This is a genomic window from Stenotrophomonas sp. PS02300, from assembly GCF_029959395.1.
Taxonomy (GTDB): domain Bacteria; phylum Pseudomonadota; class Gammaproteobacteria; order Xanthomonadales; family Xanthomonadaceae; genus Stenotrophomonas; species Stenotrophomonas maltophilia_AD.
This window is the reverse complement of sequence record NZ_JASCOP010000049.1, coordinates 16489-28257: the sequence shown is the minus strand read 5'-3', so window position 1 is coordinate 28257 and position 11769 is coordinate 16489. Positions and strand designations below refer to the sequence as shown.

Below are 11769 nucleotides of genomic sequence, written 5' to 3'. Positions count from 1 at the left end.
GAGCCACGCCCTGCGTGGCTTCGCGGTCCCGAACGAAGAGCAGCCACGCAGGGCGTGGCTCTACGATAGACGGACATCCCGCTGGATGTCCGTCAAGTTCGTAACGTTACTTCGGCATCAGGACACTATCAACGACATGGATCACGCCGTTGGACTGCTTCACGTCCGCAATCGAAACGCCCGCTTTCCCGCCCTTAGCATCCACCACCCACAGCTTGCCCTCATGCAGCTTGATGGTCAGCGGCTCGCCTTGGACGGTCTTCAGGGTGGTCGTGCCGTTGTGCATCTTTGCGTCGGCAAGCAGCTGGGTCGAGGTGTAGGTGCCCGGTACCACGTGGTAGGTCAGCAGCTTGGTCAGGTCTGCCTTGTGCTCGGGCTTGAGCAGGGTGTCCACGGTGCCGGCCGGCAGCTTCTCGAAGGCGGCGTTGGTGGGCGCAAAGACGGTGAAGGGCCCCTTGCCGTTGAGCGTATCGACCAGGCCGGCAGCCTTTACGGCCGCGACCAGCGTCGTGTGGTCCTTGGAGTTGACGGCGTTCTCGACAATGGTCTTGTTCGGATACATGGCCGCTCCGCCGACCATGACCGTGTCGGCGGCGTAGCTGAACGAAGCGCTGGTAAACAGCACGGTAAAACCGGCAATGGCGGTGATGCGTTGGGCAATGGCGCGCATGGTGTGTCTCCGGGATTCTTCGGTCCTCGGATTGAGGACATGGAAGGTACGTCGCCGCTCGCAGAATGGATGCAGCGCCGTGCAGGAGGGGCACCAGACCCCCGTTTTGCACTACATTGGTGCAATGACCGCCGCTCCACCGTCTCCGTCCCTTGAAGTCCTTGGCACCCCGGTCGCCTGGGCCGATGCCGAAGGCCGCGTCGCGGGCTGCAACCCAGCCTTTGCGCGCTGGCTGGGGGTGAGCGTGCGGCGCCTGCTGGGCCAGCCGCTCGCCTCGCTGGAGGTGCAGGGCGAGGCGCTGGCCCACTTCCTGGCGCGCGGCGAACGCGACACCCTGCGGCTGCATCGTCTGGCCCTGGCCCTGCCCGGGGAGGCGCCGCGCTTCGCCGAGGGCTGGCTGAGCCGGCATGAGGAAGACGGCTGGCTGCTGGAAGCGCACCCCGTGGACGAGTTCCCCGGACTGGACCCGACCCAGGCCCTGCCCAGCGCGTTGAGTGCCGCCCTCAAAGGCCTGGCCCACGAGCTGCGTAACCCGCTGGCCGGCCTGAAGGGCGCGGCCCAGCTGCTGGCCCGGCGCAGTGCGCAGCGCGACCCGGAAGAGCGCGAGCTGATCGAGCTGATCGGCTCGGAGATCGAACGCCTTAACGGGCTGCTGGAACAGCTGCTGTCGCCAGCCCCGGCGGCGCCACACGCCCCCCTCAACATCCACGCCTCGCTGGAGCGCGTGCTGCGCCTGGCCGAAAGCGAAGGCGGCTGGGCGGTGCGGCTGCAGCGCGATTACGACCCCAGCATTCCCGAATTCGACGGCGACGCCGACCGCCTCACCCAGGCGGTGTGGAACCTGGTGCGCAATGCGATCCAGGCCGGGGCCGGTACCGTCACCCTGCGCACCCGGGTGGAACATGGCGTGCGCATCGGCGACCAGCTGCAGCCGATGGCGCTGCGCCTGGAGATCGCCGATGACGGCCGTGGCGTGCCCGAGACGCTGGCCGAACACCTGTTCCTGCCGTTGGTCAGTGGCCGCGCCGAAGGCACCGGGCTGGGCCTGGCACTGGCCCAGCAGGTGGCGCGCGAACACCGCGGCACGCTGACCTACCGCTCGCGCCCGGGCCATACCGTATTCACCGTGCAGCTGCCGATCGGGCAGGGCACCCCCGCTGCCGAGGAGACCGCGCATGGCGGATGACAGCCAGGCCACCGCCCAGCGTGTCTGGGTAGTGGATGACGACCGCGCCGTGCGTTTCGTGCTGTGCACCGCGCTGCGCGATGCCGGCTATGCGGTGGAAGGTTTCGATGGCGCGGCGGCGGCGTTGGACATGCTGGCCAGCCAGCCCCCGCCGGACCTGCTGTTCACCGACGTGCGCATGCCGGGCGACGATGGGCTGGTGCTGCTGGACAAACTAAAGGCCGCGCACCCGCAGCTGCCGGTGATCGTGATGTCGGCCTATACCGATGTGGCCAGCACCGCCGGTGCGTTCCGTGGCGGCGCGCAGGAATTCCTGTCCAAGCCGTTCGATCTGGACGATGCCGTGGCGCTGGCCCAGCGCGTGCTGCCGGAGCCGGACACCACCCTCGTCGAGCCCAGCCCCTCGTCGCTGGAGCCCGCGCCCGACCAGCGCCCGCAGCTGGTGGGCGACACCCCGGCCATGCGTGCGTTGTTCCGCGCCATCGGCCGCCTCGCGCAGGCGCCGCTGTCGGTGCTGATCAACGGCGAAACCGGCACCGGCAAGGAACTGGTGGCGCACGCGCTGCACCACGAATCGCCGCGCGTGCAGGGGCCGTTCGTGGCGCTCAACACCGCCGCCATTCCGTCCGAACTGCTGGAAAGCGAGCTGTTCGGCCATGAGGCCGGCGCATTCACCGGCGCGCAGCGTCGCCACGTGGGCCGCTTCGAGCAGGCCAACGGCGGCACGCTGTTCCTGGATGAAATCGGCGACATGCCGCTGCCGTTGCAGACCCGCCTGCTGCGCGTGCTGGCCGAAGGCGAATTCTTCCGGGTGGGTGGGCGCGAACTGATCCGGGTGGATGTACGCGTGATCGCCGCTACCCACCAGGACCTGGAAACACTGGTGGCGCAGGGCCGCTTCCGTGCCGACCTGCTGCACCGGCTGGACGTGGTGCGGCTGCGCCTGCCGCCGCTGCGCGAGCGCCGCGACGACGTCGCGCAGCTGGCCGATACCTTCCTGGCCGCCGCCGCGCGCAAGCTGGATACGCCGCCCAAGCGGCTCACCGCCGCCGCGCTGCAGGCGCTGCGCGAGCACGACTGGCCCGGCAACGTGCGCGAGCTGGAAAACGTGTGCTGGCGCATGGCCGCGCTGGCCGCCTCGGACACCATCGGCGTGGCCGACGTGGACAGCGCGCTGCATCGCGGCGCCGGTCCGCGCACCCGCGTGCATGGCGATCCCAGCCAGTGGGAATCCATGCTGTCGGCGTGGGCGCGCCAGCGCCTGGCCGAAGGCGCCGAAGGCCTGCATGCGCAGGTGCGCGACCGGGTGGACCAGGCGCTGCTGGAAGCGGCGCTGCAGATCACCCACGGCCGCCGTGCCGAAGCCGCCGCGCGCTTGGGCATGGGCCGCAACACCCTGACCCGCAAGCTCGGCGCGGGGCGCCGGCGCGGCGGATGAATCCCTGTTCATGGCATGTAAGCACCGCGTCGCGGTGCCTTTCATGGTCCGTGGACGACCCTGACGTTAGTTTGCAGACAAGGAGTTTCCGATGCGCCGTTCCCAACTCGCCCTGCTGATGCCGACACTGCTGGTGCTGGCCGCCTGCGGTACCGCGCCCGAGCAGCGCAGCGCGCCGGTGCCGGCCGTACCGGTGGTGAGCACCGCCAAGCTGGCCGAAGCCAACCTGGCGCCGGCCTCGGCCAGCATTGTCAGCGGGCGTCTGGCGCTGGTGCCCGATGCGCAGGGCGTGCATATCACCGGCACCATCGGCGGACTGCAGCCGATGCAGACGGCCGCGTTCCACGTGCATGAGCGCGGCGACTGCAGTGCCGTTGACGCTAGCAGTGCAGGTCCGCATTTCAATCCGGCCAACCAGCCGCATGGCCGCAACAGCGCTGGTGCGCATCACGCCGGCGACATGGACAACCTGCGCGCGGACGCGCAGGGCCGGGTCGCCGTAGATGTGCGCCTGCCAGCGGTTACCCTCGGCGGCGGTGCAGCCACCGATATCGTCGGCCGCGCGCTGGTGGTGCATGCCAACGCCGACGATTACCGCAGCCAGCCGGCCGGCAACGCCGGCGCCCGTATCGCCTGTGGCGTCATCAAGGTCACGCGCTGAACGCGCTGGCCGCCGACGTCGCTTTTCCACTCGTTACCCGCAAGGAGATCCACATGCGTCTGATCCATACCTCGCTGTTTGCCGCCATCGCCGCCATCGGCCTGACCGCCTGCAACAAGCCGGCCGACGCGCCGGCCGATGCCGCCACCGCCACCCCGCCGATCGCTGAAACCGCGCGCACCACCGAAGCGCCGCCGGCCATGACCAGCGAAGCCCACGCCAACCACACCGCCGTGGCCGACCTTGCGCCGACCCAGGGCAATGACGTCAAGGGCAACGTGACCTTCAGCGTCGTCGACGGCAAGGTCCACGTGAAGGGCCAGGTCAGCGGCCTGAAGCCGAACAGCGAACACGGCTTCCACATCCATGAGAAGGGCGACTGCAGCGCGCCGAACGGCGACAGCGCCGGCGGCCACTTCAACCCGGCCAAGGAAGACCACGGCAACGTGGCCACCACCCCGCACCACGGCGGCGACATTCCGAACATCAAGGCCGATGCGGAAGGCAACGCCGTGGTGGATGCCGACGTGTCGACCAACGTCAACATCGGCGAAGGCAATGATTTCGACATCATCGGCCGCGGCCTGATCGTGCATGCCGACCCGGATGACTACAAGACCCAGCCGACCGGCAACGCCGGTGCACGCCTGGCCTGCGCGGTCATCAAAGCCGCACCGTAACCGGTAGCGCCGGCCGTTGGCCGGCCCCGTGAAATGAAAAACGCCGGCAATGCCGGCGTTTTTCTTAGCGGGTCAACACTTCCCGCGCATCCTGGCCGGCTTCGCAATGCACGAACAGCACCGGCAGCCCATGCGCTTCCAGCACGGCGGCCATCTGCCGCTGGCGCATCAGGTACTGCTCGTAGATGCCCTGCAGGCGGTCGCAGTTGCCGGTGTCGTGGTTGTAGTAGTTGCACCAGCCGGCCGGATCGAACAGCGCCATACGCACTTCGCCGTCAGCGTATCGAAGCAGCGGTTCCGGCGCGGCATCCAGCCACTGCTCGGACTGCGGCGCCATCAGCGCCGTTTCAATCAGCGGCCACAACGCGGCCAGGCCCTGGTTGTCGTACTGCATCGACATCATCGCGGCCAGGTCGTTCACCGTGAAATACCGGGCGTGCTCGATCTGCGCACCGAAGGCGTTCTGCGCCTGCAGGGCGGTATCGGCCTGGGCCATGCCCTGGGCCAGCAGCACTTCTTCCAGTGCTTCGGCCACCGCAGCGGTCTGCGCCACGTCGGTGCCGGTCAACAGGAACGGCACCACGCGCAGGCCTCCGCCGGTGAGGCTGGCATCGGCCTGGAACGGCAGCGGCACTTCGCCGTCGGCACCGGCGCCGAACGCCAGCAGGCGCGGGCCTTCGTTGCGGCCGGGCGCGCGCATCTGCAGTTCCTCCAGGCGGCGGTGGATCGGCCAGCCGGGGCGCAGGACTTCGGCGGGGTCGAAATGGGCGCCGGCGAACACGAAATCGAGTCCGCTCACGCCGGGCACCAGCTTGGCCAGGTCGCGGCCAACGCGGTCGGCCAGTTCGCCCGCCTGCGCGGATGTCAGGGCCGCGTGGCGGGGGGCGTCTCCTCCGGCCAGTTCCAATGCCAGTACGCCAAGGGCATTCATGCCGGGGTCGGGTTTGCTCATGGGTTCACAGTTGGCCCATCACAGGGCGGCAGCTACACTTGGCCCCATTATGCCTGCTCCTTCGTGCAGGCCATGTTGCAGACACCCCTCCCATGCCAGGTATCTCCATGCCCAACGCTCGTCCCGTCGCCATTCTCGGTGGCGTCCGCATTCCGTTCTGCCGCCAGAACACCGCCTATTCGGACGTTGGCAACCTGGGCATGTCGGTACGTACGCTTGGCGCGCTGGTGGAACGGTTCGGCCTGCACGGGCAGCAGCTGGGCGAAGTGGCGATGGGTGCGGTGATCAAGCATTCCAGCGACTGGAACCTGGGCCGCGAAGCCACGCTGTCTTCGGGCCTGTCCCCGCTCACCCCGGGCATCACCATGCAGCGCGCCTGCGGCACCTCGCTGGACACCATCATCGCGGTGGCCAACAAGATCGCGCTGGGCCAGATCGAATCGGGCATCGGCGGCGGTTCGGACACCACTTCCGACGTGCCGATCGTGTATGGCAAGAAGCTGCGCGCGCGCCTGCTGGCCGCCAACCGGGCCAAGAGCACCGGCGACAAGATCAAGGCGATCGTGCGCGGCTTCAAGCTGGGCGAACTGAAGCCGGAATTCCCGGGCGTGGCCGAGCCGCGCACCGGCAAGAGCATGGGCGACCACTGCGAAGACATGGCCAAGGAGTGGAACATCTCCCGCGACTCGCAGGACGAGTGGGCGGTGTCCTCGCACAAGAAGCTGGCCGCCGCCTACGAGCGCGGTTTCTTCAACGACCTGATCGCCCCGTTCCGCGGCGTGGAGCGCGACAACATCCTGCGTCCGGATACCTCGCTGGAAAAGCTGGCCACGCTCAAGCCGGCATTCGACAAGGTGTCCGGCCGTGGCACGCTGACCGCCGCCAACTCCACCCCGCTCACGGATGGCGCCTCGGCGGTGCTGCTGGCCAGCGAGGAATGGGCGCGCGCGCACGGCCACGAGCCGCTGGCCTACCTGCGCGATTCGCAGGTGGCGGCCGTGGATTTCGTGCACGGCGAAGGCCTGCTGATGGCGCCGACCATCGCGGTGCCGGAAATGCTCAAGCGCAATGGTTTGACCCTGCAGGATTTCGACATCTACGAAATCCATGAAGCCTTCGCCGCCCAGGTGCTGTGCACGCTGCGCGCGTGGGAAAGCGAAGACTACTGCCGCAACCGCCTGGGCCTGGATGCGCCGCTGGGCAGGATCGACCCGGCCAAGATCAACCCGCTGGGCTCGTCGCTGGCCACCGGCCATCCGTTCGCCGCCACCGGTGCGCGCGTGATCGCGACGGCGGCCAAGCAGCTGGCCGAACGCGGCGGTGGCCGCGCGCTGGTGTCGATCTGCACCGCCGGCGGCATGGGCGTGGTGGCGATCGTCGAACGCTGAGCCGTTCGCATCGTGCAAAAAAAAAGGCCGCCCGGTTGGGCGGCCTTTTTGTTGGGAACGGCGTCAGCGGATCGGGTTGCCGTATTCATCGCGCTCATCGCGATTGAAGTCGCGCACCGGCAGCGGTTCGCTCATGAGTGACTGTTCTTCGACCGTGGCGCGTTCGGGGACTACGGCCGCCAGCGGGGCTACCGGGCGGGCGAGCACCACGCTGTCTTCGCCGCGCTGCTGGCGCAGGGCGTTGGTGTAGCACTGGGCGGCAAGCGCGGGCTCGCCGCGTGCGGTGAATACCTCGCCCAGCGCTTCCCAGGCCGTCGGGCCGGCACCGGCGGCGATGGCGCGGTGCAGGTAATCCTCGGCCTGTACATGCTCGCCCTGGCGCGCGGCGATGCGGCCCAGCGCCAGCAGCAGGGCCGGGCTGGACGGCTGCTGGCCCAGCCAGCGCTGCAGGTTGGCCTGGCGGGTGGCCAGCTTTTCCACCGGCATCTGGCCGTACAGCGTCACCAGCGATTCGTCCCAGCGGGTATCCAGCGCCTGTTCCAGGTTGAGCAGGGCCGGTTCATCCCAATCCAGCGCCACGGCGCGCAGCGCGTAGGCCGACACCACATCGGGGTCGCTGCGCAGGGCCTTCGGGGTGGCTTCCCACTGCGCGGCCAGCGCATTCACATCGCCTGCTTCCAGCAGCGACTGCGCGGCCAGGCGCACTTCCAGTTCGGCCACGGCCTCATCGGGCAGCACCTTTTGCTTGCGCAGCGCGCCCAGCTGGCCGTAGGCCTCGTGCGCGCGGTCGGCACGTGCCAGTGCTTCAGTGCGCAGCCACAGGCCGCGCGGCGGCAGCGGCTGGATGCCCGGGGCATCGAGCGCGTTGATCGCATCCACCGGGCGCTCCTGCTGCAGCAGGCGTTCGGCCTGCATCAGCGCGTAGGCGGTGGCATCGGAGGTGGACAGGCGCTGCAAGTACTGGTCCACCGCGGCCTGGTCCCCGCGCGCTTCGGCGCTGCGGATGGCGGTCACGTAGGCCACCGCGCTCACTTCCTCGTCTTCGGCGGCGGTGCCCAGCAGCTTTTCAGCGCGCTGCCAGTGGCCGTACTCGTGCGCCTGCAGGCCTTCGATCAGGCGGGCGCGGCCCTGCTTGCGGCGGTAGCGGCCCCAGGCGCGGAACGGCGACGCCACCAGGCTCCACAGCAGCCACAGCACCAACAGGCCCACCAGCACCATCAGTGCCACCTGCGGCACGGTAGAGCGGTAATCGTTGCCGCCGGCGCGGTAGATCACCTCGCCGTACTGGCGCAGCGATTCGGTGCCCAGCCATTGCGCGGCCACCACGCCCAGCACCACGGCCAGCAACAGCACCACCACGGATTGAATCGGCTTCATGTATCAACTCCCATCGCGCATGGCGCGCAGTTGCTGCAGGGTGCTGCCCAGTTCGGGCAGCGGCGGGCGTAGCACTTGGGTGCGCAACTGCTGCAGTTCACCACGACGCTCGCGCAGGCCGGGTGAATCCGGCCACAGCCGCGGCATCCACAGCGCCACCCGATCCAGTGCCTGTTGGAAACCGGCCTGGTCGCCGCGTTCAACCGCCGCACGGGCCAGGGTCAGTTCCAGCTGCAGCGAATCCCACGCGGCGGTGCGCTCGGCGCGGGTAAGCGGGCCCTGCACGGCGGTGGGGGTGATGGTCACGAACGGGGCCAGCATCTGGTGCCACCACGGCGGCGCGGCGGTGCCTGCTGCCGGGGCGATCTGTTCGGGCAACGCCAGCAGCGACTGCGAGAAGTTGCCAAGGCGCTGGTTGATGCCGGCGCGCACGCCCGGGCCGAGTGCATCGACCGCATTGCGTTCCTGCATCAGCGCCTGGCGCAGGTTGAGGAATTCGGTGCCCTGGACCTCTTCCAGCGCAATGGCCGCCAGCGCGTACAGGCGCTTGGCGCCCTCCACGTCATCGGCGAAGGCCAGCCGCTGGCCGGCCTGGCTGAGCAGCAGTTCGGCCTCTTCCAGCTGCAGCGCCTGGGCGTTGTGGCGGGTGCTGTCGGCCAGCCGCGCCAGGTTCTCTTCCAGCAGTGCGTTGCGCTGGCTCAGGCCCAGCATTTCATCGCGCAGCACCCGGTTGGTGGCGGCCGCATCCTGCACCCGCTGCGAGGTGGAGCGCTGGTCGCGGCGCAGCGCTTCCACGCTGCCGGCCAGGCCCTGCACCAGCACCGCGGCATCGGCCTCGCGCTGCGCGACACGCGCCTGCTGCGCCTGCCACTGGGTCCAGCCCCAGGCCGCGCCACCGGCCACCACCGCAAGCGCGGCAAGCGGCAGGATCCAGCGCAGCGGTCGGTGGGGCGGGGGCGGAACCATGTCGTTCATGCAGGCATCCTTGTCGATCGCGCCGGTGCATTCACGAGCTGGCGATCGATGAGGTGCACAGCATCGCTCGCCGCCCGCAGGGCCTGCAAGGCCGCAAGCGACCCCTGTTCAGGAACTTGCGGAGGTGGTGATCGCCGCGTGTGCGGCCTGCGCCAGCTGCTGTGGCATCGGGCCGGCGGCGAGGCTGACCCGCGCGAATCCGGCGTCCGTTGCCAGCGCCAGCAGCCGCTCGCTGGCGGCCACCACGTGCGCCTGGCGCAGGCGCGCCAGCAGGTCTGCAGGCAGCTGTTCGTTGAGCAGCGCCAGGGCCTCGGCACTGCTCACCGCCAGCACCCACGGCCCGGGCTGGTGGCGCAGCCGCTGCAGTTGCCGGGGCGGCAGGCGCAGCGTCCTGCGCTGATAGACATCCACCCGCTGCAGCGTGGCGCCGCGTTCCTGCAGCGTGGTGGCAATGATGCCCCGCCCGCCGGGGGCGGTGACCAGCGCCGCGTGCAGCCCCTGCAGCTGGGCCAGCGCCGGCAGGTCGAGCAGGCCCTCGCTGTCCATTCGCGTGGGCGCCAGCACGTCGGCTGCGCCATGCCCGCGCAGCGCAGCGGCGGTACCGGCGCCCACCGCCAGCCAGGTGCCGGCATGCGGGGCATCCAGCGGCTGCAGCCGCGCGGCGGCATGCACGGCGGCCGGGCTGCTGAATACCACGCGGTCGGCGCCCAGCGCATGGGCCAGGGCCGCGCGGGTGGCCGCATCGTGGCGCGCCACCAGGGCCCAGGGCGACAAGCCGATCACCTGCGCGCCCATCGGCTCGGCCGCGCGCCGCAGCGGTGCGTGCTGGCCGCGCGGGCGCAGCGACAGCAGGGTCCAATCCGGCACATGTGCGTGGCTGTTCATTGCGGGCATTATGCGAGGCCTTCGTTGCAACGTCGCCGTACTGATGTCTGAACATGATTCCCTTGCCGCGCACCTGGCCGCGCTGCAGCAGGTGCTGGAGCGCATGCCGCCGGTAGCGGCCATGCAGATCCGCGTGGATGCCTATGCCGATGGCGTGCTGGGCCTGCGCGCCCCGCTGGCCGCCAACGTCAATGACAAGGGCAATGCCTTCGGCGGCAGCCTGTCCTCGGCGCTGACCCTGTCCGGCTGGGCGCTGGTCACCCTGCGCCTGCGCCTGGCGGGCTTCGATGCCGATGTCTACGTGGCCGACAGCCACGTGCGCTACCTGGCCCCGGTCTATGAGGACCTGCTGGCCCAGGCGCACGCGGCCGACGATGCCGACTGGGACACCTTCCTGGCCACCTTCGCCCAGCGCGGCAAGGCCCGCATCGAGGTGGTGGCCCGCCAGCCCGGCGAGGCCGGCAAGCCGGCAGCTGAACTGACCGGACGTTTCGTTGCCTTCGCAAGGCGGTAGGATGGGCGCCTTGCCGATTGGGGAATTCGCATGCGTCGCCTTATTCAGATCCTGCTGCTGGCCTTGCTGGCCCTGACCTCCGTGTCGGCGTTCGCCGGCGAACAGAAGACCACCAAGAAGCAGCGCAAGCAGCTGGAAGAAACCCAGGTCAAGTACGACTCGACCATGCGCTGGGGCACCGTGGACGACATGCTGCCCTACCTGGATCCGGCCTACGCCAAGGAGCACCCGCTGACCGACCTGGAAGTTCGCCGGTTCGAACAGGTGAAGATCTCCAGCTACCGCGCCGGCGACAACGTGCCGCTGCCCGATGGCCGGATCGGCCGCAATGCCGAGGTCCGGGTGATCAACGTCAACACCCAGTCCGAGCGCACCGTGCGGGTCAAGGAAATCTGGCGCTGGGACGCCGAGGGCAAGCGCTGGCTGCAGGCCAGTGGGCTGCCGGACCTGTGGCAGGAATCCTGAGCTGGCGCAGGGCTGGACGCCGGTTCGCCCGCATGTGCGACAATCGGCGCCCGCTAATCGACCCGTGATCTAAGTGAATTACGAAGAGTTACTGGCCTTTGCCGGCCGAAACCCGATGTTGTCGATGGCCTTCGTGGGCCTGACCGTCGCCATCCTCGTCACCGAGGTACGCCGCCTGCTGCGCGGCTACAAGTCGATCAAGCCGGCCGAGCTGACCCAGCTGATCAATGCTGGCGGCGCGGTCGTGGTCGACCTGTCCGCGGGCACCGATTTCGAGAAGGGCCATATTGCCGGCAGCCGCAACGTGCAGCCCGCCCAGTTCGGGCCGGAGCACAAGCTGGTGGCCAACGCCAAGCAGAGCCCGGTGGTGCTGGTGTGCCGTACCGGCACCGCCTCTGAAACCGCCGCCAAGGCCTTGAAGAAGGCCGGTTTCGAGCAGGTGCACGTGCTCGACGGCGGCCTGCCGGCCTGGCAGCAGGCCGAGTTGCCGCTGGTCAAGGGCCGCAACTGATTTTGCCCGGATTGCGCGGCATGCCTTGTGCGCGCCGCCACGCGCCCCCATCGCAGGGCATGTAACA

Annotated in this window: 13 protein-coding genes; 8 read left to right on the top strand and 5 right to left on the bottom strand. The window is 69.3% G+C overall.

The window, feature by feature from the left end; genetic code table 11:
- Nucleotides 1-106 precede the first annotated feature (106 nt).
- Nucleotides 107-670 carry a fasciclin domain-containing protein gene (locus QMX79_RS10955; protein WP_282246772.1) on the bottom strand — a complete coding sequence of 188 codons (564 nt, stop codon included), beginning with the start codon at nucleotides 668-670 and terminating at the stop codon, nucleotides 107-109.
- A 124-nt stretch (nucleotides 671-794) separates the two neighbouring features.
- On the opposite strand from QMX79_RS10955, the gene QMX79_RS10950 reads away from it, so the two are divergent.
- From QMX79_RS10950 to QMX79_RS10935, 4 genes are all read left to right on the top strand, one after another.
- The gene (locus QMX79_RS10950; protein ID WP_282246771.1) at nucleotides 795-1856 is read left to right on the top strand and encodes an ATP-binding protein; all 1062 of its coding nucleotides are present in this window, start codon (nucleotides 795-797) and stop codon (nucleotides 1854-1856) included.
- Entirely contained in the window at nucleotides 1846-3294 is a 1449-nt protein-coding gene (gene ntrC, locus QMX79_RS10945) for a nitrogen regulation protein NR(I) (RefSeq protein ID WP_282246770.1), read from the top strand. Before QMX79_RS10950 ends, ntrC begins: the two co-directional genes overlap by 11 nt.
- A 91-nt stretch (nucleotides 3295-3385) precedes the next feature.
- Nucleotides 3386-3955: a superoxide dismutase family protein gene (locus tag QMX79_RS10940; RefSeq protein WP_282246769.1), complete on the top strand. Its 570-nt coding sequence runs from the start codon at nucleotides 3386-3388 to the stop codon at nucleotides 3953-3955.
- A 53-nt stretch (nucleotides 3956-4008) separates the two neighbouring features.
- The gene (locus QMX79_RS10935) at nucleotides 4009-4635 is read left to right on the top strand and encodes a superoxide dismutase family protein (protein WP_282246768.1); all 627 of its coding nucleotides are present in this window, start codon (nucleotides 4009-4011) and stop codon (nucleotides 4633-4635) included.
- 64 nt (nucleotides 4636-4699) lie between these two features.
- Here the strand turns inward: QMX79_RS10935 and QMX79_RS10930 are convergent, their stop codons facing one another.
- Nucleotides 4700-5587, bottom strand: a complete 888-nt coding sequence (locus QMX79_RS10930) for a hypothetical protein (RefSeq protein WP_282246767.1) — start codon at nucleotides 5585-5587, stop codon at nucleotides 4700-4702.
- A gap of 92 nt (nucleotides 5588-5679) precedes the next feature.
- Between QMX79_RS10930 and QMX79_RS10925 the strand changes: the two genes are divergently transcribed.
- Nucleotides 5680-6975, top strand: a complete 1296-nt coding sequence (locus QMX79_RS10925; RefSeq protein ID WP_282246766.1) for an acetyl-CoA C-acetyltransferase — start codon at nucleotides 5680-5682, stop codon at nucleotides 6973-6975.
- Nucleotides 6976-7038: 63 nt separating this feature from the next.
- Here the strand turns inward: QMX79_RS10925 and QMX79_RS10920 are convergent, their stop codons facing one another.
- The 3 genes from QMX79_RS10920 to QMX79_RS10910 all read right to left on the bottom strand — a co-directional run bounded on the left by QMX79_RS10920 (nucleotide 7039) and on the right by QMX79_RS10910 (nucleotide 10212).
- A complete protein-coding gene (locus QMX79_RS10920; protein ID WP_282246765.1) occupies nucleotides 7039-8352 on the bottom strand; it encodes a heme biosynthesis HemY N-terminal domain-containing protein in 1314 nt (437 codons plus the stop codon).
- A 3-nt stretch (nucleotides 8353-8355) separates the two neighbouring features.
- The gene (locus QMX79_RS10915; protein WP_282246764.1) at nucleotides 8356-9327 is read right to left on the bottom strand and encodes a uroporphyrinogen-III C-methyltransferase; all 972 of its coding nucleotides are present in this window, start codon (nucleotides 9325-9327) and stop codon (nucleotides 8356-8358) included.
- Nucleotides 9328-9435: 108 nt separating this feature from the next.
- Complete coding sequence (locus tag QMX79_RS10910) at nucleotides 9436-10212, bottom strand: uroporphyrinogen-III synthase (RefSeq protein WP_282246763.1); 777 nt, start codon at nucleotides 10210-10212, stop codon at nucleotides 9436-9438.
- Nucleotides 10213-10255: 43 nt separating this feature from the next.
- On the opposite strand from QMX79_RS10910, the gene QMX79_RS10905 reads away from it, so the two are divergent.
- From QMX79_RS10905 to QMX79_RS10895, 3 genes are all read left to right on the top strand, one after another.
- On the top strand, nucleotides 10256-10726 hold the full coding sequence (locus tag QMX79_RS10905) for a YiiD C-terminal domain-containing protein (protein ID WP_282246762.1): 471 nt from the start codon (nucleotides 10256-10258) through the stop codon (nucleotides 10724-10726).
- A 30-nt stretch (nucleotides 10727-10756) separates the two neighbouring features.
- Entirely contained in the window at nucleotides 10757-11191 is a 435-nt protein-coding gene (locus QMX79_RS10900) for a hypothetical protein (RefSeq protein WP_282246761.1), read from the top strand.
- 73 nt (nucleotides 11192-11264) lie between these two features.
- Nucleotides 11265-11702, top strand: a complete 438-nt coding sequence (locus tag QMX79_RS10895; protein ID WP_282246760.1) for a rhodanese-like domain-containing protein — start codon at nucleotides 11265-11267, stop codon at nucleotides 11700-11702.
- The last annotated feature ends 67 nt before the right edge of the window (nucleotides 11703-11769 follow it).

Coding starts and splice junctions, on each gene's coding strand:
- QMX79_RS10955 (WP_282246772.1), bottom strand. CDS start 670: ATGCGCGCCATTGCCCAACGCATCACCGCCATTGCCGGTTTTACCGTG.
- QMX79_RS10950 (WP_282246771.1), top strand. CDS start 795: ATGACCGCCGCTCCACCGTCTCCGTCCCTTGAAGTCCTTGGCACCCCG.
- ntrC (WP_282246770.1), top strand. CDS start 1,846: ATGGCGGATGACAGCCAGGCCACCGCCCAGCGTGTCTGGGTAGTGGAT.
- QMX79_RS10940 (WP_282246769.1), top strand. CDS start 3,386: ATGCGCCGTTCCCAACTCGCCCTGCTGATGCCGACACTGCTGGTGCTG.
- QMX79_RS10935 (WP_282246768.1), top strand. CDS start 4,009: ATGCGTCTGATCCATACCTCGCTGTTTGCCGCCATCGCCGCCATCGGC.
- QMX79_RS10930 (WP_282246767.1), bottom strand. CDS start 5,587: ATGAGCAAACCCGACCCCGGCATGAATGCCCTTGGCGTACTGGCATTG.
- QMX79_RS10925 (WP_282246766.1), top strand. CDS start 5,680: ATGCCAGGTATCTCCATGCCCAACGCTCGTCCCGTCGCCATTCTCGGT.
- QMX79_RS10920 (WP_282246765.1), bottom strand. CDS start 8,352: ATGAAGCCGATTCAATCCGTGGTGGTGCTGTTGCTGGCCGTGGTGCTG.
- QMX79_RS10915 (WP_282246764.1), bottom strand. CDS start 9,327: ATGAACGACATGGTTCCGCCCCCGCCCCACCGACCGCTGCGCTGGATC.
- QMX79_RS10910 (WP_282246763.1), bottom strand. CDS start 10,212: ATGAACAGCCACGCACATGTGCCGGATTGGACCCTGCTGTCGCTGCGC.
- QMX79_RS10905 (WP_282246762.1), top strand. CDS start 10,256: ATGTCTGAACATGATTCCCTTGCCGCGCACCTGGCCGCGCTGCAGCAG.
- QMX79_RS10900 (WP_282246761.1), top strand. CDS start 10,757: ATGCGTCGCCTTATTCAGATCCTGCTGCTGGCCTTGCTGGCCCTGACC.